At 54.6% G+C, this 22039-nt stretch carries 20 protein-coding genes; 10 read left to right on the forward strand and 10 right to left on the reverse strand.

Annotated features, from left to right (window positions below):
• Positions 1 to 312 precede the first annotated feature (312 nt).
• Complete coding sequence (locus GKC68_RS06335; protein ID WP_342656681.1) at positions 313 to 1332, reverse strand: alpha/beta hydrolase; 1020 nt, start codon at positions 1330 to 1332, stop codon at positions 313 to 315.
• Between the two features lie 359 nt (positions 1333 to 1691).
• Here GKC68_RS06335 and GKC68_RS06340 point away from each other — a divergent pair, with 359 nt between their 5' ends.
• Both GKC68_RS06340 and GKC68_RS06345 read left to right on the forward strand, forming a co-directional pair.
• The gene (locus GKC68_RS06340; protein ID WP_342656682.1) at positions 1692 to 3662 is read left to right on the forward strand and encodes a tetratricopeptide repeat protein; all 1971 of its coding nucleotides are present in this window, start codon (positions 1692 to 1694) and stop codon (positions 3660 to 3662) included.
• Between the two features lie 452 nt (positions 3663 to 4114).
• A complete protein-coding gene (locus GKC68_RS06345; protein ID WP_058706593.1) occupies positions 4115 to 4888 on the forward strand; it encodes a DUF3750 domain-containing protein in 774 nt (257 codons plus the stop codon).
• A 117-nt stretch (positions 4889 to 5005) separates the two neighbouring features.
• On the opposite strand, the gene GKC68_RS06350 is transcribed toward GKC68_RS06345, so the two are convergent.
• Positions 5006 to 5185: a hypothetical protein gene (locus GKC68_RS06350; protein WP_013026715.1), complete on the reverse strand. Its 180-nt coding sequence runs from the start codon at positions 5183 to 5185 to the stop codon at positions 5006 to 5008.
• 189 nt (positions 5186 to 5374) lie between these two features.
• On the opposite strand from GKC68_RS06350, the gene GKC68_RS06355 reads away from it, so the two are divergent.
• The gene (locus tag GKC68_RS06355) at positions 5375 to 5644 is read left to right on the forward strand and encodes a hypothetical protein (protein WP_028725164.1); all 270 of its coding nucleotides are present in this window, start codon (positions 5375 to 5377) and stop codon (positions 5642 to 5644) included.
• Positions 5641 to 6144 (forward strand): DNA-binding protein, encoded by a 504-nt coding sequence (locus GKC68_RS06360; protein ID WP_042678109.1) that lies wholly within the window; start codon positions 5641 to 5643, stop codon positions 6142 to 6144. Before GKC68_RS06355 ends, GKC68_RS06360 begins: the two co-directional genes overlap by 4 nt.
• Here GKC68_RS06360 and mgtE read toward each other — a convergent pair whose 3' ends face one another.
• From mgtE to ppk1, 5 genes are all read right to left on the reverse strand, one after another.
• Positions 6145 to 7578, reverse strand: a complete 1434-nt coding sequence (gene mgtE / locus GKC68_RS06365) for a magnesium transporter (protein ID WP_028725162.1) — start codon at positions 7576 to 7578, stop codon at positions 6145 to 6147. It abuts the gene before it with no gap.
• Positions 7579 to 7702: 124 nt separating this feature from the next.
• Complete coding sequence (locus tag GKC68_RS06370) at positions 7703 to 7888, reverse strand: YfgG family protein (protein ID WP_013026711.1); 186 nt, start codon at positions 7886 to 7888, stop codon at positions 7703 to 7705.
• 98 nt (positions 7889 to 7986) lie between these two features.
• Positions 7987 to 8586, reverse strand: coding sequence for a tellurite resistance methyltransferase TehB (gene tehB / locus GKC68_RS06375; protein ID WP_241018773.1), 600 nt, complete (start codon positions 8584 to 8586; stop codon positions 7987 to 7989).
• A 41-nt stretch (positions 8587 to 8627) separates the two neighbouring features.
• Positions 8628 to 10151 carry an exopolyphosphatase gene (ppx, locus tag GKC68_RS06380; RefSeq protein ID WP_014594297.1) on the reverse strand — a complete coding sequence of 508 codons (1524 nt, stop codon included), beginning with the start codon at positions 10149 to 10151 and terminating at the stop codon, positions 8628 to 8630.
• Between the two features lie 5 nt (positions 10152 to 10156).
• Entirely contained in the window at positions 10157 to 12217 is a 2061-nt protein-coding gene (gene ppk1, locus GKC68_RS06385; protein WP_028725160.1) for a polyphosphate kinase 1, read from the reverse strand.
• 154 nt (positions 12218 to 12371) lie between these two features.
• On the opposite strand from ppk1, the gene GKC68_RS06390 reads away from it, so the two are divergent.
• From GKC68_RS06390 to pstB, 3 genes are read left to right on the forward strand one after another with little or no spacing between them, the layout of a single operon-like run.
• Entirely contained in the window at positions 12372 to 14468 is a 2097-nt protein-coding gene (locus GKC68_RS06390; RefSeq protein WP_342656683.1) for an ABC transporter permease subunit, read from the forward strand.
• A complete protein-coding gene (gene pstA, locus GKC68_RS06395; protein WP_342656684.1) occupies positions 14465 to 16099 on the forward strand; it encodes a phosphate ABC transporter permease PstA in 1635 nt (544 codons plus the stop codon). Before GKC68_RS06390 ends, pstA begins: the two co-directional genes overlap by 4 nt.
• Positions 16100 to 16105: 6 nt before the next feature.
• Positions 16106 to 16879 carry a phosphate ABC transporter ATP-binding protein PstB gene (gene pstB, locus GKC68_RS06400; RefSeq protein WP_028725157.1) on the forward strand — a complete coding sequence of 258 codons (774 nt, stop codon included), beginning with the start codon at positions 16106 to 16108 and terminating at the stop codon, positions 16877 to 16879.
• A gap of 29 nt (positions 16880 to 16908) precedes the next feature.
• Here pstB and purN read toward each other — a convergent pair whose 3' ends face one another.
• Together purN and purM are read right to left on the reverse strand one after the other, a co-directional pair.
• Positions 16909 to 17547 carry a phosphoribosylglycinamide formyltransferase gene (gene purN, locus GKC68_RS06405; RefSeq protein WP_013026704.1) on the reverse strand — a complete coding sequence of 213 codons (639 nt, stop codon included), beginning with the start codon at positions 17545 to 17547 and terminating at the stop codon, positions 16909 to 16911.
• A complete protein-coding gene (purM, locus tag GKC68_RS06410; protein WP_013026703.1) occupies positions 17544 to 18584 on the reverse strand; it encodes a phosphoribosylformylglycinamidine cyclo-ligase in 1041 nt (346 codons plus the stop codon). The genes purN and purM overlap by 4 nt, the downstream gene beginning before the upstream one ends.
• A 230-nt stretch (positions 18585 to 18814) precedes the next feature.
• Between purM and upp the strand changes: the two genes are divergently transcribed.
• From upp to hda, 3 genes are all read left to right on the forward strand, one after another.
• Positions 18815 to 19441 carry a uracil phosphoribosyltransferase gene (gene upp, locus GKC68_RS06415; RefSeq protein ID WP_013026702.1) on the forward strand — a complete coding sequence of 209 codons (627 nt, stop codon included), beginning with the start codon at positions 18815 to 18817 and terminating at the stop codon, positions 19439 to 19441.
• Between the two features lie 159 nt (positions 19442 to 19600).
• Positions 19601 to 20884 (forward strand): uracil permease, encoded by a 1284-nt coding sequence (gene uraA / locus GKC68_RS06420; protein ID WP_028725154.1) that lies wholly within the window; start codon positions 19601 to 19603, stop codon positions 20882 to 20884.
• Between the two features lie 101 nt (positions 20885 to 20985).
• Complete coding sequence (gene hda / locus GKC68_RS06425) at positions 20986 to 21693, forward strand: DnaA inactivator Hda (protein WP_026021027.1); 708 nt, start codon at positions 20986 to 20988, stop codon at positions 21691 to 21693.
• On the opposite strand, the gene arsC is transcribed toward hda, so the two are convergent.
• Positions 21690 to 22037 carry an arsenate reductase (glutaredoxin) gene (arsC, locus tag GKC68_RS06430; RefSeq protein ID WP_028725153.1) on the reverse strand — a complete coding sequence of 116 codons (348 nt, stop codon included), beginning with the start codon at positions 22035 to 22037 and terminating at the stop codon, positions 21690 to 21692. The genes hda and arsC overlap by 4 nt on opposite strands.
• Positions 22038 to 22039 lie beyond the last annotated feature (2 nt).

Below are 22039 nucleotides of genomic sequence, written 5' to 3' on the forward strand. Positions count from 1 at the left end.
TGCGAGTTATCGGCAGGGGGCAAAAAATAATTAATTTTTATTTATGATTCGATTCAGGTAATCAAGACGTTATCGGCTCTTCAGAAGCAACGATGTTTACTTTCGATTAACGAGGGCAGTAAGGGAAATGTTACGTGCGTCACAAGGTGACGACTACAGACAAGCTGGATGAATGTTCAGATTGAGCATAGTCATTAAAATGCAGGTGCCTGCTTACCGCAGCCATAAAAACCAGTCAGCAAAAGTGACTGGTTTTATGACTCCGCCAGGGTTCTGGCGGAGATCGGTCTTCACGGATCAAGACGCGTTTTTTTATTTCAGATGCGCCTTAAGTTCCGCAGATGCCTGGCTAATCGCCGTGCGCACCGTAGGCTCTTTACTTAATGCATTCAGTAAACCGAAGTCGTGGATCATGCCATTGTAGCGGGTCACCGTTACCGGCACACCGGCGGCATCCAGCTTGCGACCAAAGGCTTCACCTTCATCGCGCAGCACGTCGAGTTCGGCAGTCTGGATCAGCGTAGGCGGCAAACCGGCCAGTTGCGCCTCAGTGGCACGCAGCGGAGAAGCCAGAATGTTATTCCGATCTTTATCTGACGTGGTGTAGTTATCCCAGAACCACTTCATCATGTTTCGCGTCAGGAAGTAGCCATTGGCGAATTGATGATAAGACCCATCATCAAAATGAGCATCGGTAACGGGCCACAGCATCACATCGTAACGAATCGCCGGGGTTTTATGTTGTTTGGCCTGCAGCGCGACGGCGGCCACCATGTTGCCTCCCACGCTGTTACCGACCAGCGCCAGGCGCTTACCGTCAACGCCAATTTCCGCACCGTGCTCGGCTACCCATTTTGTCGCTTCATAAGCCTGGGTAATCGCGACCGGATAATGGGCTTCGGGTGAGGGCTCGTAATTCACAAATACCGCCGCAGCGCCGGATTCGTTCACAAGGTCTCGCACCAGACGTTCGTGCGTTGGGAAGTCACCCAGCACCCAGCCGCCACCGTGGAAGAACATGAATACCGGGAGCACGCCGGTTGCGTGTTGGGGTTTAACAATCGTCAGTTTGAGTGGTTTGCCCAATGCTGTGATGGTTTTTTCAGAAATCAGTGCGGGCGGCAGCGCGGCGCCTTGCTGCGCGCCGGTGAGCACTGCGCGTGCTTCTTTCGGCGTTAAGGTCTCGATGGGCTTGCCGCCGCCGCTGTTGAGAGCTTTAAGAAAGGCGGCGACGCCAACGGTAGGTTCAGGCGCATTCTCCACAGGGCTGGCCCATGCTGATGTGATCTGGCTGGCTAACAATAAAGCACCTGCGGTGAGTTTCACGTTCATTTTGATTTCCTTGTGTTTGCGATTAAGTAGCGTGCTATTTAGTTTGGCTAAGATGACAGGTAATCCTTAAGTTGTAAACTATTAAATAGTGCGCTATTTAAATTTCATAACTGGAGCGAGCGTATTGCTGATGGCGAAAAGGCGCCGGAAGCGGCGTGGCGTCTGTATGGGATGGCATTTTTTTACGATTTACCCGCGGGTTAATCGATTTCGTGCCAGTTGTTTTTTTGAGCGCTACACTCATCTCTGAACCGCAACGCTGTCAGCGTGTAAAACAGCCTGCATGTGTCCATTTCATGGCATGATAGCGACGGGCAATCAGGCTTTTTGATGACTCAAACTCAAGGACTGAATTAACTATGTTTAAGCGTCTTCTCTCTTCTTTGCGCAATAAAAACCAACCCGCTGATACCGCACCAGACGAGCCCGCTCAGGAACGGGAGATGATTGTGGCTTACGATGCTCATGGACAGGAAATGCACATTGCACGCAACGAATGGCGTGAGAAGGTCTTTCTGCCCGATCTGGAAAAGAATTGGGATGATGCAGACGCGTTGTACAACGCGATTTTGATGGGGTTGAAAGACGGATTTGGGTCCGATCTGGTTGCGGCAGCGGAGCGCTTGGTGGACATTGACCGTAATCCTGAACGAAGTCATACCCTTCACGGCATTGTACTGATGGAAACCGGCCACCTGGATGCGGCAGAACAAACCCTGCGAGAGGGAATGGATAAATCTGGCGCGACAGGAACCTTACTCACCAATCTGGCAAAAGTGTTTGCCGAGCGCGGTGAGGACAAACGGGCAGATGAGACGCTCTGGCAGGCTATTCAAACCGATCCGAACCTGGATAACGGCTTACTCTGGTGGGTGAGCATTCAGCGCGAGCGCGGAGGCGAGAACGCTTACATTGAGGGATTGCGCAGCGTTGCCGCGATGCCGGGAAGCTGGCGGGCACAGCTCTGGATGGCCCGTTTTTATCTGGAGCATAACGAAACCGACAAGGCTCGTGCGCTTTATGAAGAGGTGCTGTCGGGCGGACGCTACGATGCTGAGGCGCTGTATATGATCTCTGGCGACCTGGGAAAAAATGGCGAGATTCCGCTTCTGATTGCCCTCGTGGCACCCCATTACGATATTCAAAAGCACGATCCCAAGGCCGGGATAAATTTACTGCAGGCTTACCTTGAGCAAGGGCAGACGGATCAGGGACTCACGCTTCTTAACCAGCTGTATGCACTGAATTTTGCCCCGTTCAAGCAGCATCTTGATTATTACAGTCAAGCGTTTGAAGAGAAACGTTGCCAAACGGAACCCGTTCAGCAGGTGGCGCCTGATGATGTGAAAATCACAACGTTATCCGTTACGCAGCCCATTTGGCATTACGGCTTATGCAAAGCCGACTGGCTGTTTAACCAAAAACCCGAAGAGACAGCGAAGATCGGTTTCTTTGCGTTATCAAAAATACCGGATGGCACCGCAGCCCAGGGCATACAGCGTGAAGATGAGCTTGGCCGACTGTCGCGTGCAATTCCGCTCTATCTGGCTGAAGCCGTACATTACTGGAGTGATTATGCAGCGTGCACCTATCTTCTGATGGCGGAGGGCCACGGTCCTGTTCTTACTGGCGAACCGATGGTGGGTGAGGATATTTATGCGATCCTGCCGCCTGACATGAAGTATGTGGTGACGGGAGAAATTGGTTGCACTGGCGAGGGCGAACAGCGACGTTGGCAGATTGCGTTGTCGCTGTGGAACTGTACCACGCGCAGTAAACAGTTGACCGAAGCTGAAGAGGCAACGGATGCCGGGTTAGGCAACGTGATGCAGAAGTTGGAGCAAAAATTACTGATGCAGGCCGGCCTGACGCGCGAACACCCCCTGGATGCCTTTTATCAACGCCCTCCGGCTGACGCGTTGCCTGTCTATCTGACCGGGCTGGGGCAATCGTTAATGCTGACGTTGCTGGCTAACCAACAGGTTCCGTATTCGGAAGTCTGGAATGAGCGCGCCATGTTGGACTGGCCGCTGAATATTGTCCGTCACTGGCCATCCCTGACTGCCGCTAAAATCATGTATCTTTCCGGGTTGGGCAAAGCTTTCGATTATCACTCCGAGGCACTGCCGGGCTACCAAACATCCAGTCTGGAATTGCTGAGAATGGAGAGCATTCAAAGCAGCGTGATTGCAGGACTCGCGCCGCTGATGTGGAAAATATTTGGCATCGAAGGTGAGATAAACTCACGCAGCCAACCTGTCGCGCCGGAGGCGCAGCAGCGCTATGACGCGTGGTTGCAGCGTGTAGCGGAAAAGGCGACAACAGGCTAGTTTTCAAACGACGAGTTCAGGATAACCTATGCTGTCGTTGAAATCGCCAGGCATGAAAAGCATGTGGAATCTCTTATCCGCCTTATGCGTTTTTATCCTGCCTGACGTGAAGGCTGCTCGCGCATTCGGGATGGGCAGCACCGCCTTGTGTCCTGACGGCAGGGCAAAGCCAGGGGCGGCCCAGGCGGCTGTCCGCTGTGCATGCCCGAGAAGCATTCCTGCTTGCGTCCTGAACCTGAGCCGGATCTCGCTCAGGCTGGCTGATTCTGTTTAGCCCGCCTTTCAGCGCGGGAGGTGATGGTCACGGCGGCCTTTCATTACGGCTGGCGCTAAGCCCGCAGCCGCTCACCAGGATGAACCAATATCGGGATGACATCGCAGCATAGTTAATGAATACAAACTTTCTATTTCATTGCAAAATCATCCCTTATCTCTTACCTACAGGAACCGCGATGCTGACCCTGAAAATCTTCAGTCTCTGTTTTCTCACCGTGATTTTACTGTCGTTAGCGGCAAGCCTGGCACAGGCGACGCGCGGGGGCGATGCCACCGGTCAGGGCGGTTGGGCAACTGCCCGAAGGGATTCGGCCGGTGTCGCGCCCGATCCACAGGCCAACGCCAGTCAGGCCATCGTTCAGGTCTATGCCGCACCGACATACGGCTGGAAAGGCGCTATCGCGGTGCATCCGTGGATTATCTTTAAACGTGCTGGTGAAAGCCGCTATACACGTTACGAAGTCATTAGCTGGGGGAGCGGCGATAAGGTGAGACGTAATTCATCGTTGCCTGACGGCTACTGGTATGGGGCAAAACCGCGACTGTTGGTCGAGCATCGTGGCCCGGATGCGCAAAAACTGATCCCGCAGATTGAAGCCGCCATAAAATCCTACCCCTGGCCCACGACCTATCATGCCTGGCCCGGGCCAAACAGTAATACTTTTATGGCGCACATTGGTCGCAATGTGCCGGATCTCAAGCTTGATCTGCCTGCCAACGCCCTGGGAAAAGACTACCGGCCATTATGGCGCCCCGTGGGCTTGCCGCCGTCAGGTCGTGGGGTTCAGGTATCAATACTTGGCGTCGCGGGCATGACGCTGGGGGCGGAAGAAGGGGTTGAAGTGAATCTTTTGGGACTGAGCGTGGGGATAGGCTTTGCGCCGTTTCGGCTGAGACTGCCTTTTATTGGCGGTTTAGGAAACAATAATCTGCAGGAAAATAAAATCTGACAGCCGTTTGATGGATGACGCGGCAGGCGGAACAGGTTATCCGAAGGTTGGGCGGCCGCGTAACCCAACTTCGGATTGTCTTGATCGTGACGGTCCGCCTGAGTCACATCACCCATTTTAACAAACGCCAAAATCGCCATCTTCATGGTAGAGATTTACGCTGTCCGCGTTAACTTCGATTTCTTTTTGAGTAGCATCGTCCACGCGAGCGCACCACAGCGTTTCCCCTTCGGCACGTAGCACCACCATTTTGGGGCCGCCCGTTTTCGATTGAACCAGGTCATCAGTTTTAAACATACTTCCTCCTTTGTTGACATTGATTTTAGCCCGTCACGTCAGACTGACAATTTTTTGCGTAACCTTTTCCATTTTAGCCGCAACCTGTTTTACCTGCTGCCCGACAACCTCCATGCTGCTCATCTACCGCATTAAGGATAAGTGAGTTGTCAGTTGACAACCCATTAAAAACAAGGAATGATAGGCACCATGGTGGTCAGAAAGCGACATCCCAGCAAAGAGATTGAAGCCGCATTATGTTACGCAGAGTTCCATGGATGGCTGGTGGTTGCTAAAGGCCATCACGCATGGGGCAAAATGTACTGCCCGGCAAATCTGTCGGCGTGCCGCTGTGGTGAATACTGTCTGACCTGTATCTGGCGCACCCCGAAAAGCGCGCAAAACCATGCCAAAGCGCTACGGCGCGTGGTAGACAACTGTATGGCCACCCGTGAGTGGAAAAAGAGGGAAGGATTATGACGGACTATCATTTCACCCTGCGGTTTGAACTGCCTGAATCAGCCAAATCCATTGACGCATTACTGGAAAAACTGGCGGAGGCAGGATGCGACGACGCGCTGGTCGGTGCCGGTATGGCAGGTAAGCTGGCACTGGAGTTTACGCGCAAAGCAGATTCGGCGAGCCACGCACTCGGCAGTGCGATAGAGGATGTGCAGTCTGCCATTCCGGGCGCTGTCATGGTTGAAGCCGCACCTGACTTTGTCGGCCTAACTGATGTCGCCGATCTTATCGGCGTATCCCGTCAGAACATGCGTAAACTGATGGTCACGCACAGCAAACAGTTTCCGCTGCCGGTTCACGATGGCAAAACGGCCATCTGGCATTTAGCCGATGTGCTGGAGTGGCTGGCACAGCGTAATCACTACCAACTGCCTGCGGTCACCTGTGAGCTGGCACAGGTGACGCGTCGGCTTAACGTGATGGGATCCCTGCAGCGCTATGGTTATCAACATTCGTGATCAGTGCGGTATCAGAAAGAGTGTCGCCAGGCCCAGAAAAATAAAGAAACCACCCGTATCGGTGATGGCGGTAATCAAGACGCTTGAGCCCACGGCGGGATCGCGTTTCATTTTCGTCATGACCAGCGGCACCATGACGCCCATAACCGCAGCCAGCAGGAGATTCAGCACCATCGCCAGCATCATGACGCCGCCCAGCGCCATGTTATCGTACATGAGCCATGTCACTCCGCCCATAATCGCGCCCCAGAACAAGCCGTTAATCAACGCGACGCCGAGTTCACGCATAAACAGGAACGAAAAGTTGCCCGGCTCAACCTGATGCAGGGCCAGGGCGCGAACAATCATGGTGATGGTCTGATTACCGGTGTTCCCACCAATCCCGGCAATAATCGGCATGAGCGTAGCAAGGGCGACAATCTGCGAGATAGTGCCTTCAAACAGACCAATGACGCGCGAGGCAATAAATGCCGTACACAAATTGATTGCCAGCCATGCCCAGCGGTTGCGCACGGATTTGCGCACCGGCGCGAAAACATCTTCTTCCTGGCTGATCCCGCCCATTTTTCGGATATTGCTTTCGTTCTCTTTGTTAACCAGATCAACAACATCTTCAATGGTTATGCGACCGATGAGTTTACCCTGTGCGTCAGTGACCGCCGCTGAGATCAGGTTGTAACGTTCAAAGGCACTGGCTGCATCTTCGGCTTTATCATCAAGCTGAAACGTGGTGGGATGCGAATTCATCACGTCGCTGACCATGGTCTTGGGTTTGTTCAGCAGGATATCGGTTAACAGCAGTTCGCCCAGCAGCTGGTTGTTTTCATTGGTGATAAAGATTTTGTCTGTACCGTCCGGCATGCTTTTGCCTTTACGCAAAAAGCGCTGCACTGTGGCTAAGGTCACATCCTCGCGCACCGTGAGGATATTGAAGTCCATAATCCGACCCACACGATCCCGGTCGAACTGCATTACGCTCAGGATGCGGGCGCGCAGATTGGGCTCAAGTGAGGTCAGCAGGCGTCCGGTGAGGTCGCGAGGCAGGTAACGTACCAGCCAGGCCTGATCGTCTATGTCCAGGGGTTCCATAGCCTGCAGGATGGCGCGATCGCTCATCGCTTCGGTCAGGCTGTCCCAGACGGTTTCAGAGGCTTCAACCAGCACATGACCGCGTTTCTCACCCGGTACCAGGCTCCAGAGTGCCAGACGCGCTTCTTCAGGCAAGGCTTCAAGAATATCGGCAAGGTCAGCGGCATGAAGCTGGTTGATGTCTTGCTGAAGAATTTCATGATTTAACGCATTTTCACGTTGCTGCTCAGCGGTGAGATGGCTGGCTTTATCCAGCAATTCATCCACCAGATCGTGCTCATTGAGCAGCAGCGTCAGAATACGATGACGAATTTCACTTAAACGTTGAGTGTGTGAGGCTGACACATTGCATCCCTATAGTCTGAAAGCACCTGCACGAAGTGTAGCGTTTTGACCGTAAAAGGGATGTAAAAAATGGCGCTGATGCGGGGGATCGCGCGTCGATTAATCAGGTTATGACATCTTAGGATTAACGGCTGTCAGAAAGCGTGGTGATCGCCGGAGGAGAGTCGGTTTGTTTTTGCTGATGATGCTCGAAAGCCGCGGGCAGGATAAAGACGAGGCGACTAAACAGAATGATAAAACTGATGAGTAAAACAATCCGCGTCATGCTGACGCTTTTTTTACGTCTTCGTGGAGAAAGGGCGCTGTTCACGCAGTGTAATTCCTGTAAAAACCCAAGACGGGCGACAGCAATATTTAGTCACAGTCGCCCGCTGAAATCAACCGCTGTTTAAAAAAAATACAACAATGTTAATAACTGGCTTTCTGCGCCAGGAGCGTCGCAAACCGGCAGTTTATCCGGTTGCCATTTTCATCTTTGCGATGTAACTGACCCCAGTTTTCGTTGTACTTCACAATGTGCCAGTTGCGATAGTAATGACTTAACTCGCCGGATTTAAAGGCAAAAGTGAAGTCAGACGGACAGGGTGCATCCTCGGTATTCATGGCGGCAACAATCAGGTTGAAGCCATTTTTCACGGTGCAGGCCTGCATATCGGCAATAAGCTGGGGGATCGTTTCCGGCTTTAAAAACATCATCACCACCGTAGAGAGCGCCAGCTGGTAGGCGCCGTTGAAACGCACCTGGTTTAAATCCTGCTGCGCCGTATGAATGCCAGTCAGCCCTTCGGCGGTAACAATCTGATTCAGGCGTGACAGGCTTGCCGGATTATGGTCCCAGGCCGTCACGTCGAAGCCATGTTGATTCAGAAACAGCGTGTTGCGCCCGCTTCCGCATCCCAGGTCAAGCGCTTTGCCGGGCGTCAGCTTAGGCAAAGCGTCGACCACTTCAGAATGGGTGGGCGTTAAGCCGTAGGTATCGGCAAAATAATGTTCAGTTCGTAATGTCATCGTCATCGGTTCGGTGATGCGGGCAGTCAGTGCCCGCACAATCAGGCTTCTGCGAGAATCAGTTTCCAGCCGGTTACTTCATCCCAGTAGGTTTGCTCACGCTCCAGGTCAAGTTGCACCAGGTTATTCTGACTGAAATAGCCTGCCGGAAAAGTGAGCGTCCAGTGACCGTCATCGCAGGTGAGTTTTAACGCGTCCGGGCGAGTCGTGGCCTGGCGCTGGTTATTCAGCAAGGTCCCCAGACGAAGCAGGAAGATAAGGGGCAAAAACTGCTTCTTCTTAAACAGCGTCACGCGCGGCAGCTCATCTACCTTCACCGCTTTACGGTGAAATCTGACCAGTGCCGCCAGCAGCATTTGCTGATCCTGATTGAAGCCTGGCAGATTGGTGTTCTGCAGGATATAGGCTGAATGGCGCTGTAAACCACTGTGATTAATGGTCAGCCCCACCTCATGCAACATGGCTGCCCATTTCAGTAGCGCAGCCAGCTGCGGATTCGCCAGTTTGGGATTTTGATCGCGCCACTGCAGATAAAGCTGTTCCGTCGTCTCCAGGACGCGTCGGGCCTGATCGCTGTCGATGGCGTAGTGATTCGCCAGGCTCTGAGCCGTACGGCTGCGAATATCACGATGGCGGAAACGGCCTTCCATTTCGTACAGCACACCTTCACGAAGTGCGCCATCACTCAGCGTCAGTTCACGGATAGCCAGCGCGTCAAAGACGCCGCAGAGAATGGCCAGGCCCGGAACGAACACGCTTTTACGCTCCTCAGACAGGCCCGGCAGGCTCAGCGCAGCAAAGGACTTGTGCTTAATGACTTCGTCATACAGTTTCGTCAGGCGCTCAGGGGTAATCAGCTTCTCTTTCTCACCCATCGCCAGCAGCACCTCACAGGCGGCTTTGATGGTGCCAGACGCGCCCAACGCATATTGCCAGCCGTGCAGACGGTACTGCCAGGCCAGCGTTTCCAGCTTCTGCGTGGCGGCCAGGCGGGCGCGACGAAAGTTCTCAACGCTGATTTCACCGCCGGGAAAATAAAGCTGGGCAAAACTCACGCAGCCCATGCGACGGCTTTCTACCAGCTGCGGCTCAAAATCTTCACCGATCACTAATTCCGTTGAACCGCCACCGATGTCGATGACCAGCTTACGGCCTTTTTCCGGCTGCGTATGTTCAACGCCCATAAAAATCAGGCGCGCTTCTTCGTGACCGGAAATCACCTCAATCGGGTAAGGAATCACGTCAGCCGCGCGCTGCAAAAAGGTTTCGGCATTCACCGCCTGCCGTAACGTATGTGTGCCCACGATCGTCACGTTGCTGGCGTTAAAGCCCTGCAGACGTTCAGCAAACAGCGCCAGGCAGTTCAGCCCACGTTCCATTGCCTCTTCGCTCAGGTAATTTTTGGCATCCAGCCCATCGGCCAGATGTACCCGTTGCTTCAGACGCCCCAGAACCTGCAAAGCGCCATCCACCACGCGGGCAATTACCATGTGGAAACTGTTGGAGCCAAGGTCAATTGCCGCAAACTCTTGTGGTTTCGGCGTACTTTTTTGGGATATAGGCATAGGCGTTATTCAGGTTGTTCCAGCTTCTTAATGTAATCGTAAATGGCCATCTGCGACCGTACTTTACGACGATTACCGCGCTGAACGTACTGGTTAGTCAGCTCTTTATCCACAACACGTGCTTTAACGGTGTCGCTAAGCTGAATAGCAATAATGTCCAGGATGCGCTGCTTTATCTGTGGATCAAGGATTGCCACGGCCACTTCGATGCGATAATCAATGTTACGCGTCATCCAGTCCGCGGACGAGAGAAACACTTTCTTATCACCACCGTTTTCAAAAATGTATACGCGGTCGTGTTCCAGGAAGCGGTCAACAATACTAATCACACGAATGTTTTCACTTATCCCGGGCAAGTCTGGAATCAATGAGCACATTCCGCGCACCAGTAAATTAACATTTACGCCAACGCTGGATGCGGTATAAAGCCTGTCCACCAGCCCTTTGTCCACCAGGTTGTTAATTTTCAGCGTAATCCCACTCGGGCGTTTTTGCTGCGCGTTGGCGATTTCGTTATCGATCAAATCATACAACATGCGACGCGAGTTTTGCGGAGAAACCATTAAGTGGTCAAAGGTCACCGGGCGATAGGGATTTTCAATAAAGTTGAAGACCCGGCGCACTTCATTGGTGATACGCGCATCGGCGGTTAACAGGGAATAGTCCGTGTAAAGACGAGCCGTTTTTTCATTGAAGTTACCCGTACCGATGTGGGCGTAGCGCACGATCTCCTCGCCTTCCCGGCGGGAAATCAAAAACAGCTTGGCGTGAATCTTCAGCCCGGGCGCGGAGAAAATAACGTGTACACCGGCTTCGGTCAGGCGTTTTGCCCAGTAAATATTGGCTTCTTCGTCGAAACGGGCCTGCAGCTCGACTACAACGGTCACTTTTTTCCCGTTATAGGCGGCATGAATCATCGCATCCATAATGCGCGAATGCTTGGCGACGCGGTAAATATTGATTTTGATCGCCAGCACGCTCGGGTCGAATGACGCCTGACGTAGCAGTTCAAGAACATGCTCGAAGGTGTGGTACGGATAGTAAAGCAGCACGTCGCGATTACGAATGGCATCGAAACCGTTACGGAAACCGTCAAAGCCAATATGGCGGATTTGCGGCATCGGCCGGTTAACCAGGTTGTTTTTCCCGACGTTAGGGAAGCCGATAAAATCTTTAAAGTTGTGGTAGCGCCCCCCCGCCAACACGGAGTCGTAATTTGAAATCGACAGCTTGTCGCACAGCAGCGCCACCATCGAATCCGGCATGTCGCGCTGATAAACAAAACGCACCGGTTCAGCGGTCAGACGCTGTTTCAGGCTGGACGACATGAGTTCCAGCAGGCTGGATTCCATTTCTGTCACCAGGTCATACTCCGCATCACGCGTCATTTTCATCGAATAGGCGTTGAGCGTGTCGTAGTCGTAGAAACCTTTAAAAATATCATCCAGACAATACCGCAGGATGTTATCGAGCAGGATCATAGGCTTACGGCGACGTGGCGGTTCGGCTGGCAGATTGATGAAGCGTGGCACTTTATCCGATGGAATTTCCAGCAGGGCGTACTGAATATCCTGACCGCGAATAATTTCAACCGCCAGGTAGGTGTAATCGTCTTTCAGAAACTCGGTTAAATCGGTTTCATGAGTAATTAAAATCGGCGTGATGTGCTGACGCAGCTCATGCTTAAAGTAGTGGCGCAGCCAGCTTTGCTGGTTAGGTGACAGCTGACGTTCGTTTATCAGGAAAATTTGATTACGCGCCATCTCCAGCAGCAGGTCGTTATACAGGGCGTCAAATTCCTGATCTGACTTCAGGACGCGCTGTTGGATCTTTTTTAACAAATGGCGTGGCGTGCTGGCGGAGCCTTGCTCTTCGCCAATCAGGATACGGCGTTTCAGATCGGCGAAACGTACCTTGTAAAATTCGTCGAGGTTGTTCGAGTAAATACCTAAAAAACGCATACGTTCAATCAGCGGATTACTTTTATCTGCCGCTTCCTGCAAAACACGTTCGTTAAAGCACAACCAGCTCATTTCTTTTTCGATATAAAGCTTTACCTGACCCATTCTCACTCCGTATGACGGTTGCAGGACTGACGACGATACAGTATCCAACCGCATTATGGCGAGAGTATGGCAGGGTTGTCCAACAGCAAAAGTTGTCTTATCAACCCGCTACGGGCAACATAGCGACTCATTTCTGCCGCATAACCAGGGCCGCATGAGCGTAAACCATATTCCTGTGCAGTTTAGCGATCGCCGACGTCGTGCTATTGACCGTTTCACGCGGCGCCTCGTCACGTGTTGCGGAGCGGCCATTCTGCTGCTGATGATGCTGGTGTTCTTTTGGCTGCTTTGGGTGGTCCTGCCGTTATTCAGCGCGCCGGGCGTGCAAAGCGTCAGCAGCCAACGTCTGTGGGATTCGGCACCGGCTCTGGCGATCGGCAATCTGGGCGACGTAGGTTGGCGCATCAGCCGCGACGGAAAGGCGCGCTTTATTCCGCTGAACGGACAACCGGCAGCCCCGGCATTAGGGCTTTCGCCCGTGCCGGAGCAGATCGTGACCAGCGCAGACGACAAGACGTTGCTGCTTAATGCCCAGGGCAGTTTAACGCTGCTACAACCGGTGATAAGCCAGGGCGAAGGTGAATGGCATTTCCCATTGGGCGACAAGGTGTTTCGCCTGCCACAGGGCGGGATTAAAAAGATGGCGCTGGCCACGATTACCCCTGACCAGTGGCGCATCGCCGCCTCCGGTGAGTCCGGAGTAAACCTACTGACGCTGGGCAGCAACCAGCAGGCGTCGCTGATTACGCTGCCGGTCCGGCAACCTCAGCATCTGTTACTGTCGCCCAAAGGCGACCTGCTGTATACCACCGAAGGTAACCTGCTGCAGGTCTGGCAAATTGATGACGCGCAAGCATGGCTGCGCGAAACGCAGACGCTGGCTCAGCCGCCCCGGCAGTTGCTGTTACTGGCTGGCGGGCAAAGCCTGCTGATCCAGGATGACAGCGGCATTTCTCAGTGGTTCTCCATCGCGGGTCAACAGGGTCTGCGCTTACACCGCATCCGGACCTTTGAGCACAGCGCCGGACAGGCCACGATGATCGGTGAGCCACAGCGGCGAGTGTTTGCCACGGTTGATCAGACCGGCATGCTGAAGGTGTTCGCCAGTAAACAGAACGGGCCTGTCCTGCAACGCCAGCTGGCTGCGGGTATTCTTCAGGCCCAATTCTCCCCCCGTGGTGACAGCCTGCTGCTGGAGCGGCAGTCAGGCTGGGAAACGCTGAAGCTGACGAATCCCTGGCCGGATGTGACCTGGCGTAATTTCTGGCAAAAAATCTGGTATGAAAACTATCCCAGGGCCGACTGGGTCTGGCAATCCACCAATGCCGGCGACAGCTACCAGGCGAAATTCAGCCTGATCCCAATGGTCGTGGGCACACTGAAAGCGGCCAGTATGGCCCTGCTGTTCGCCACGCCGCTGGCGCTGGCCGCCGCGATGTATACCGCGTGGTTTATGGCACCGGGCCTGCGTCGTTGGGTTAAGCCCGCCATTGAGATGATGGGGGCCCTGCCCAGCGTGGTGATCGGACTGATCGCCGGATTATGGTTAGCGCCGCACGTAGGCCAGGCGTTGGTGGGCGTGTTGCTGCTGCCCATGACGCTTGCCGGCAGTCTGCTTGGCTGTGGGGCAGTGAGCCGTCGCCTGCCTGAGCGCTGGCGCCAGCCAGGACGAGAGGTGTTGTTGCTTCTGCCTGTGCTGCTGAGTGTCACTCTGCTGACATTAGGGTTGCCGACCCTGATCGTACCTGATGCCGGCGACTGGCTACCGCATTACGCGCAACGTAACCTGTTGGTGGCGGCGCTGGCGATGGGGTTTGCGCTGGTACCGTTAATTTTTACCCTGGCTGAAGATGCCCTGTTTAGCGTGCCTGCCTCGCTGGGACAAGGATCGCTGGCGCTGGGTGCCACGCCCTGGCAAACCCTGACGCGCGTTGTGCTGCCGGGCGCGTCGGCGGGGATTTTTGCCGCCTTGATGATTGGCTTTGGCAGGGCGGTCGGCGAAACCATGATTTTATTAATGGCGACCGGTAATACGCCGCAAAGTGAAGGCGGCTTGTTCAGCGGCCTGCGTACGCTTTCCGCCAACATCGCGATCGAGATGCCTGAAGCGGCCGTGGGCAGCGCCCATTACCGAATTCTGTTCCTGAGTGCGTTTTTGTTGCTGATATTTACGTTAATGATTAATACCCTGGCAGAGCTCATCCGGCAGCGCCTGCGTCATCGCTTTAGTCAGTACAAGGAGCAGGCATGACGGTGATGCGACAAAACGACCGCTGGCGCTGGTTAACGGCCGGTGCTGTGACGGTGTGCCTGTTGGCGTTTACCTTATTGATAGGATTGCTGGGATGGCAGGGGCTGCGTACCTTTTGGCCTCATCAGGTTGAGCTCTATACCTTTACGCAGCCTGACGGCAGTCACACCCGGCTGCTGGGTGAAACCCTTGAGCGGCAGTCACAGTATCCGGCCCCGGCTGGCAATGCAGATGACCCGCACGCGACGCTGCATCGCTATTTGATTAAAACCGGCAACCGTGACTGGGCCGCACCGGATTTTCGTATTGCGCTCAGCAAGAATACACCGGCAGTCAGCCAGCCAGAGGACATTATGGTGTTACAGCGCCGCAGTCACGGCAATGCTTACGGCTGGTTTGTGGGCCTGCGTGAAGACAATGAAGCGCTGACGGCTAAAAACATCAATGCACTTTTACAGCAGCGCCTTGAACAGGTGCAGATCCTGGTACGCCAGGCCAGCGAAATCCGTCGTGTTGATATGGCCCGGCTGAATCAGCAACTGGATCAGCTAGACGATCAGGCTGAACAGCAGCGTGAGGCAAAGCAGTTTGATTTGCAGGCGCAGTCAGAATATGACGCCAATCGGGCTGCACTTGAGCGTCGGCTTATTCAGCTCAATGGCAGGCTGAACAACCTGCAAGAGGAAAGTCAGCGTGACGCCTTAATTCTGCGTGACGTTAACGGTATCGAGCACAGTATCCCGCTGTCGCAGATCGTGACCGCCTGGCAGCCCAATGCCATGACGTTGACAGAAAAAACAGGGCACTTCTTCCACCAACTGTGGCGCTTCGTCAGTGATTCGCCTGCTGAGGGCGAAAGCGATTTTGGCGTTTTCCCCGCCATCTTCGGCACGGTTCTGATGGTGCTGCTGATGTCCGTGGTTGTCATGCCGTTGGGGGTGATTGCAGCCGTCTGGCTGCATGAATATGCCGGACGCAATGCCCTGACCCGACTGGTGCGCATCGCGGTGGTCAACCTGGCGGGCGTGCCATCCATTGTCTATGGTGTGTTCGGACTGGGCTTCTTTGTCTGGCTGGTGGGCGGTTCGGTCGATCGACTGTTCTATAGCAGCGCGCTGCCGAATCCCACCTTCGGTACGCCGGGCTTGCTCTGGGCATCGCTCACGCTGGCCCTGCTGACCCTGCCAGTGGTGATCGTGGCTACGGAAGAGGGCTTATCGCGCATCCCGAACAGCCTGAGACAGGGATCGCTGGCGCTGGGAGCGACCCAGGCCGAGACCTTATGGAACGTGGTGCTGCCGATGGCGGTTCCGGCGATGTTAACCGGGCTGATTCTGGCGGTAGCGCGCGCCGCGGGGGAAACCGCGCCATTGATGCTGGTCGGCGTGGTAAAAATGGTACCGGAATTGCCGGTTGATGCGGTGTTTCCCTATCTGCACCTCGACAGAAAATTTATGCATCTGGGCTTTCAGATTTATGATTTAGCCTTTCAAAGCCCCAATACCGAGGCCGATCGGCCGCTGGTGTTTGCCACGGCGCTGCTGCTGGTGCTCATTATTCTGTTGCTGAACCTGCTAGCCATGGGCCTGCGTCACCGTCTGCGTGAACGCTATCGCCTGATGACTCAATAACTGACGATGACTACAATGCCCGAAACTGATATTGCGCTAACCGTTGATCACCTGTCGCTCTGGTACGGTGAGCGCCAGGTGCTTCAGGACATCTCGCTGCAGCTACCCAAAAACCGTATTACCGCCCTGATTGGGCCGTCCGGCTGCGGCAAATCAACGTTGCTGCGCTGCTTTAATCGTATGAATGACGTGATCGATAACTGCCGCATCGACGGCGAGATTCTTCTGGAGCAGCAGTCGATCATGCGGCCTGCCCAGGATGTCTCTGCGCTGCGTCGCCGGGTCGGTATGGTTTTTCAGCGACCCAATCCTTTTCCCAAGTCGGTCTACGAAAACGTGGTGTACGGATTGCGCTTGCAGGGCGTGCGTGACAAACGGGTGCTGAATGAGGCCTGTGAACGCGCACTCCGTGCGGCGGCGTTATGGGGAGAAGTGAAAGATCAGCTGGCACAGAATGCCCTGACGCTCTCCACGGGGCAGCAGCAGAGGCTGGTTATCGCCCGCGCCATTGCGATTGAGCCGGACGTTCTGTTACTGGATGAGCCGACGTCGGCGCTGGACCCGATTTCAACGCTGGTGATCGAAGAACTGATGAGCACCCTGAAACAGCACTTCACGCTGGTGCTGGTCACCCATAATATGCAGCAGGCCTCACGTGTGTCGGATTACACGGCCTTTATGCATCAGGGATCGCTGGTGGAGTTCGACACAACAGACAGGATTTTCACGACGCCGAAGGTGCGCCGGACGGAAGATTACATCACCGGGCGCTATGGTTGAAAAGGGCAGGGAGCCGGGCTCCCTGCCTGTTACTCGTGGGCGTAGCCCTGAAGCGGTAACGGCTTACCATCCAGCCAGGCCTTTCCCTCACGCATGGCCAGGCGGCCTTCAACAAACCAGTTAATCACCAGCGGATAGATGGCATGTTCCTGATGTTGCACACGCTCGGTAATGTCCGCTTCGCTGTCTTCGGCAAAAACGGGCACCTTGGCCTGCAGAATCACCGGACCACCGTCCAGTTCATCCGTTACGAAATGCACTGACGTGCCATGTTCCGCATCGCCATTTTCCAGAGCCTGGCGATGAGTATGCAGTCCGGGATATTTGGGCAGGAGCGACGGGTGAATATTCAGCAGCCGGTCGTGATAATGCGCCACAAAACCCGGGCTTAAAATGCGCATATATCCTGCCAGCACCACAACATCCGGCGCGCAGGCGTCGATCTCTCGCATAAGCTGGCGATCAAAACTTTCACGGTCGCTAAAGTCACGGGCGTCCAGCGCAATAGCCGGAATGCCTGCCCGCTCTGCGCGGACTAAGCCATAGGCGGAGGCTTTATTACTGAACACGGCAGCGACGCTGCCGTGAATACGCCCGTTTGCACAGGCGTCAAGGATGGACTGAAGATTACTTCCGTTGCCGGAGATCAGCACAACCAGCTTTTTCATGACGTGATGACCACACGCTCTTCCGCTTCTGATGCCTTAATCACGCCGATTTTCCAGGCATTTTCACCGGCGGCGCGCATCAGTTCAACGGCTTTATCCGCGTCGGCAGGGCTCAGGGCAATCAGCATACCCACGCCACAGTTGAACGTACGGTACATTTCGTGACGGCTGACGTTACCGGCCTGCTGCATCCAGCTAAACACAGCCGGCCATTCCCAGCTTTTTTCGTCAATCACGGCCTGAGTGTTATCGGGCAGCACGCGTGGAATGTTTTCCCAGAAGCCGCCGCCGGTGAGATGCGCGATAGCGTGCACATCGACCTGTTCGATCAGGCTCAGAATGTTTTTGACATAAATACGGGTAGGTTCCAGCAAATGATCGGCCAGCGGTTTGCCTTCGAGTTGCTCAACCTGCGGATCGGTCCCGCTGACTTCCAGAATTTTGCGCACCAGGGAATAACCATTGGAGTGCGGGCCGCTGGAGCCTAATGCGATCAGGACATCGCCGTCCTGCACTTTGCTGCCGTCAATGATTTCTGATTTCTCAACGACGCCAACGCAGAAGCCGGCCACGTCGTAGTCTTCGCCATGATACATACCCGGCATTTCGGCCGTTTCGCCGCCTACCAGTGCGCAGCCTGACTGCAGGCAACCCTCGGCGATACCGGTGATGACCGCCGACGCGGTATCCACATCCAGTTTGCCGGTGGCGTAGTAATCCAGGAAGAAGAGCGGCTCAGCGCCTTGTACCACCAGATCGTTGACACACATCGCGACCAGATCAATGCCGATGGCATCGTGGCGCTTAAGATCCATCGCCAGACGCAGTTTGGTGCCTACGCCGTCGGTGCCGGAGACCAGCACGGGTTCACGGTATTTTTGCGGCAGCGCACAAAGCGCACCGAAGCCGCCTAGTCCACCCATAACTTCCGGGCGACGCGTCTTTTTCACTACGCCTTTAATACGGTCAACCAGAGCGTTACCAGCATCAATATCAACACCGGCGTCTTTGTAACTGAGAGAGGTCTTGTCGGTCACTGCGAGGTCCCCACGCGAGTTGCGGTTGGTGGTTTAATATAAAGCGCGGCAATTCTACCAGTGCAGGCAAACGTTTGCGAGTCTCAGATTGCGTCCCCGGCGATTTTCATCAATCCTTACTTTGCCATGACAAAATGCCTCTGATTGCGCAAGCACATGTGGCACTGAGGCGAAAAGGCGGTATAATCCCGCGATTTTTTTTTAGCTCAACTCACTCCGGGAGAACAACAATGAAGATCGTGGAAGTCAAACACCCGCTGGTCAAACATAAACTGGGACTGATGCGTGAGCATGATATCAGTACAAAGCGTTTCCGCGAGCTGGCCTCTGAAGTCGGCAGTCTGCTGACCTATGAAGCGACCGCCGATCTGGAAACCGAAAAGGTCACCATTGAGGGCTGGAATGGCCCGGTTCAGGTTGATCAAATCAAAGGTAAAAAAATCACCGTCGTGCCTATTCTGCGAGCCGGTCTGGGCATGATGGAAGGCGTACTGGAGCACGTGCCCAGCGCGCGCATCAGCGTGGTTGGCGTCTACCGTGATGAAGAAACCCTGGAGCCGGTGCCTTACTTCCAGAAACTGGTTTCGAATATCGAAGAGCGCCTGGCACTGGTGGTTGACCCCATGCTGGCCACGGGCGGCTCAATGATTGCCACGATAGACCTGCTAAAGAAAGCGGGCTGCAGCAGTATCAAAGTGCTGGTGCTGGTTGCGGCGCCTGAAGGGATTGCCGCGCTGGAAAAAGCGCATCCGGATGTGGAACTTTACACCGCTTCTGTGGATCAGGGTCTTAACGACAAGGGTTATATCATCCCAGGCCTGGGTGATGCCGGTGATAAAATCTTCGGCACCAAGTAATGACGAAAATTCGCGGCGCCATGCATCACGCTGTTTTCAGCCTGCAGAAGCAGGCCGAGCCGCTTTTTTCTGTCGTGACAGACAATGAAATACATCAGCCGACCAGAGAGTCGGCTTTTTTTTGCCTAAAAACAGTTAATTAACTCAAGGGGACTTTTAATGACTCGTCGCGCGATCGGCGTTAGCGAACGGCCGCCATTACTGCAAACGATTCCGCTCAGCCTGCAGCACCTGTTCGCCATGTTTGGCGCCACCGTGCTGGTGCCGATTCTGTTCCATATCAATCCGGCGACGGTATTGCTGTTTAACGGCATCGGCACGCTGCTGTATCTGTTTATTTGTAAGGGGAAAATCCCTGCCTATCTGGGATCCAGCTTTGCCTTTATTTCACCCGTGTTGCTCCTGCTGCCGCTGGGTTATGAAGTGGCGCTGGGCGGTTTTATTCTGTGTGGCGTGTTGTTCTGCCTTGTCGCGCTGATCGTCAAAAAAGCCGGAACAGGCTGGCTGGACGTGATGTTTCCGCCAGCAGCAATGGGGGCTATCGTTGCCGTCATTGGTCTGGAACTGGCTGGCGTGGCCGCGAATATGGCGGGGCTGCTTCCAGCCGAAGGCCAGTCGCCAAACGGCACAACCGTGCTGATTTCGCTGGTGACCCTGGCGGTTACCGTGTTTGGATCGGTCTTGTTCCGTGGATTTATGGCGATCATTCCTATCCTGATCGGTGTGCTGGCCGGTTACGCGCTTTCCGCCTTCATGGGCATCGTGGACTGGAGCGGCGTTGAGCGGGCGCACTGGTTTGCCTTACCGACGTTTTATACGCCGCGCTTTGAATGGATTGCCATGTTGACCATTCTGCCCGCCGCTCTGGTGGTCATTGCCGAGCATGTGGGCCATCTGGTCGTGACGGCGAACATCGTTAAAAGAGATCTGGTGCGCGATCCCGGACTGCATCGTTCCATGTTCGCCAATGGCTTATCGACGGTCATTTCCGGGTTCTTTGGATCAACACCGAACACCACATACGGCGAAAACATTGGCGTCATGGCGATTACCCGCGTTTACAGTACCTGGGTGATTGGCGGCGCGGCCATTTTCGCGATCTTGCTCTCCTGCGTCGGCAAACTGGCGGCCGCTATTCAGGCGATTCCGGTGCCGGTGATGGGCGGCGTATCCCTGCTGCTGTATGGCGTTATCGGCGCGTCAGGTATCCGTGTCCTGATTGAGTCCAAAGTGGATTACAACAAAGCGCAAAACCTGATTCTGACCTCCGTTATCCTGATTATTGGCGTCAGCGGGGCGAAAGTGCATATCGGGGCTGCCGAGCTGAAAGGCATGGCGCTGGCCACGTTGGTCGGCGTTGCGCTGGCCTTAATTTTTCGCGTCATTTCCCTCCTGCGTCCTGAAGAAGTGATTCTGGATGCGGAAGACAACCGCGAGTCGTAATCCCACCGTCAGCTGTCAAAAGTCGGGCAGGGATGCCCGATTCATCTCTGGCTAAAAACTATGATAGACTTGCCCCGATTCTTGCTTGTTCTCTTGCTGAGGTGCTTCTGAACACGCCGGCACAATTGTCATTGCCACTCTATTTACCTGACGACGAAACCTTTGCCAGCTTCTGGCCGGGTGAAAACCCCTCGCTTATTGCCGCGATTAAGGGTGCGCTTAGCCAGCAACATGGCAGCTATCTTTATTTCTGGTCTCGTGAAGGGGGCGGTCGCAGCCATCTGCTGCATGCCGCCTGCGCTGAAATGTCTGCACGCGGCGAAGCCGTGGGCTATGTGCCGCTCGATAAACGTACCTGGTTTGTCCCGGACGTGCTGGAAGGCATGGAGCAACTGCCGCTGGTTTGCATTGATAATATTCAGTGCATTGCGGGCGAAGAGGCCTGGGAAATGGCGATTTTCGATCTCTATAACCGCATTCTGGAAACCGGCAATACCCGGTTGTTTATTACCGGCGATCGCCCACCGCGTCAGCTCAATCTGCATCTGCCCGATCTGGCATCGCGCCTCGACTGGGGGCAGATTTATCGGTTACAGCCGCTCTCCGATGAGGATAAACTGCAGGCTTTACAGCTGCGCGCAGGACTACGGGGATTTGAACTGCCTGAAGACGTCGGGCGCTTTTTGCTAAAGCGCCTTGACCGGGAAATGCGCACGCTGTTTGATACGTTGGATCGCCTCGACAGCGCATCCATTAGCGCCCAGCGTAAGCTGACGATTCCTTTCGTAAAAGAAACCCTTGGCCTTTAAAGGATGTCCAGTACCGCCTCTGGCGGACGTCCCAGCCGGGCGCGATCGCCGTTGATCACAATAGGGCGCTCAATCAGTTTGGGATTTTCCAGCAGCGCGTCCAGCAACGCGCTTTCCCCGATGTCAGGCCGATCCAGCCCCAGCGCCGCATAAAGCGGATCCTTACGACGCATTAACTCACGGGCACTTTGCATACCCAGCTTTTGCAGCAGGATCTGTAACGTCTGGCGATCCGGCGGCGTGTCCAGATAGTGCACGATCTCGGGGGCGATGCCGCGCTCTGTGAGCAGCGCCAGGGTTTCCCGGCTCTTGCTGCAGCGCGGATTATGATAAAAGGTCACCATAC

This window comes from Pantoea sp. RSPAM1, assembly GCF_038816185.1.
Taxonomy (GTDB): Bacteria; Pseudomonadota; Gammaproteobacteria; order Enterobacterales; family Enterobacteriaceae; genus Pantoea; species Pantoea ananatis.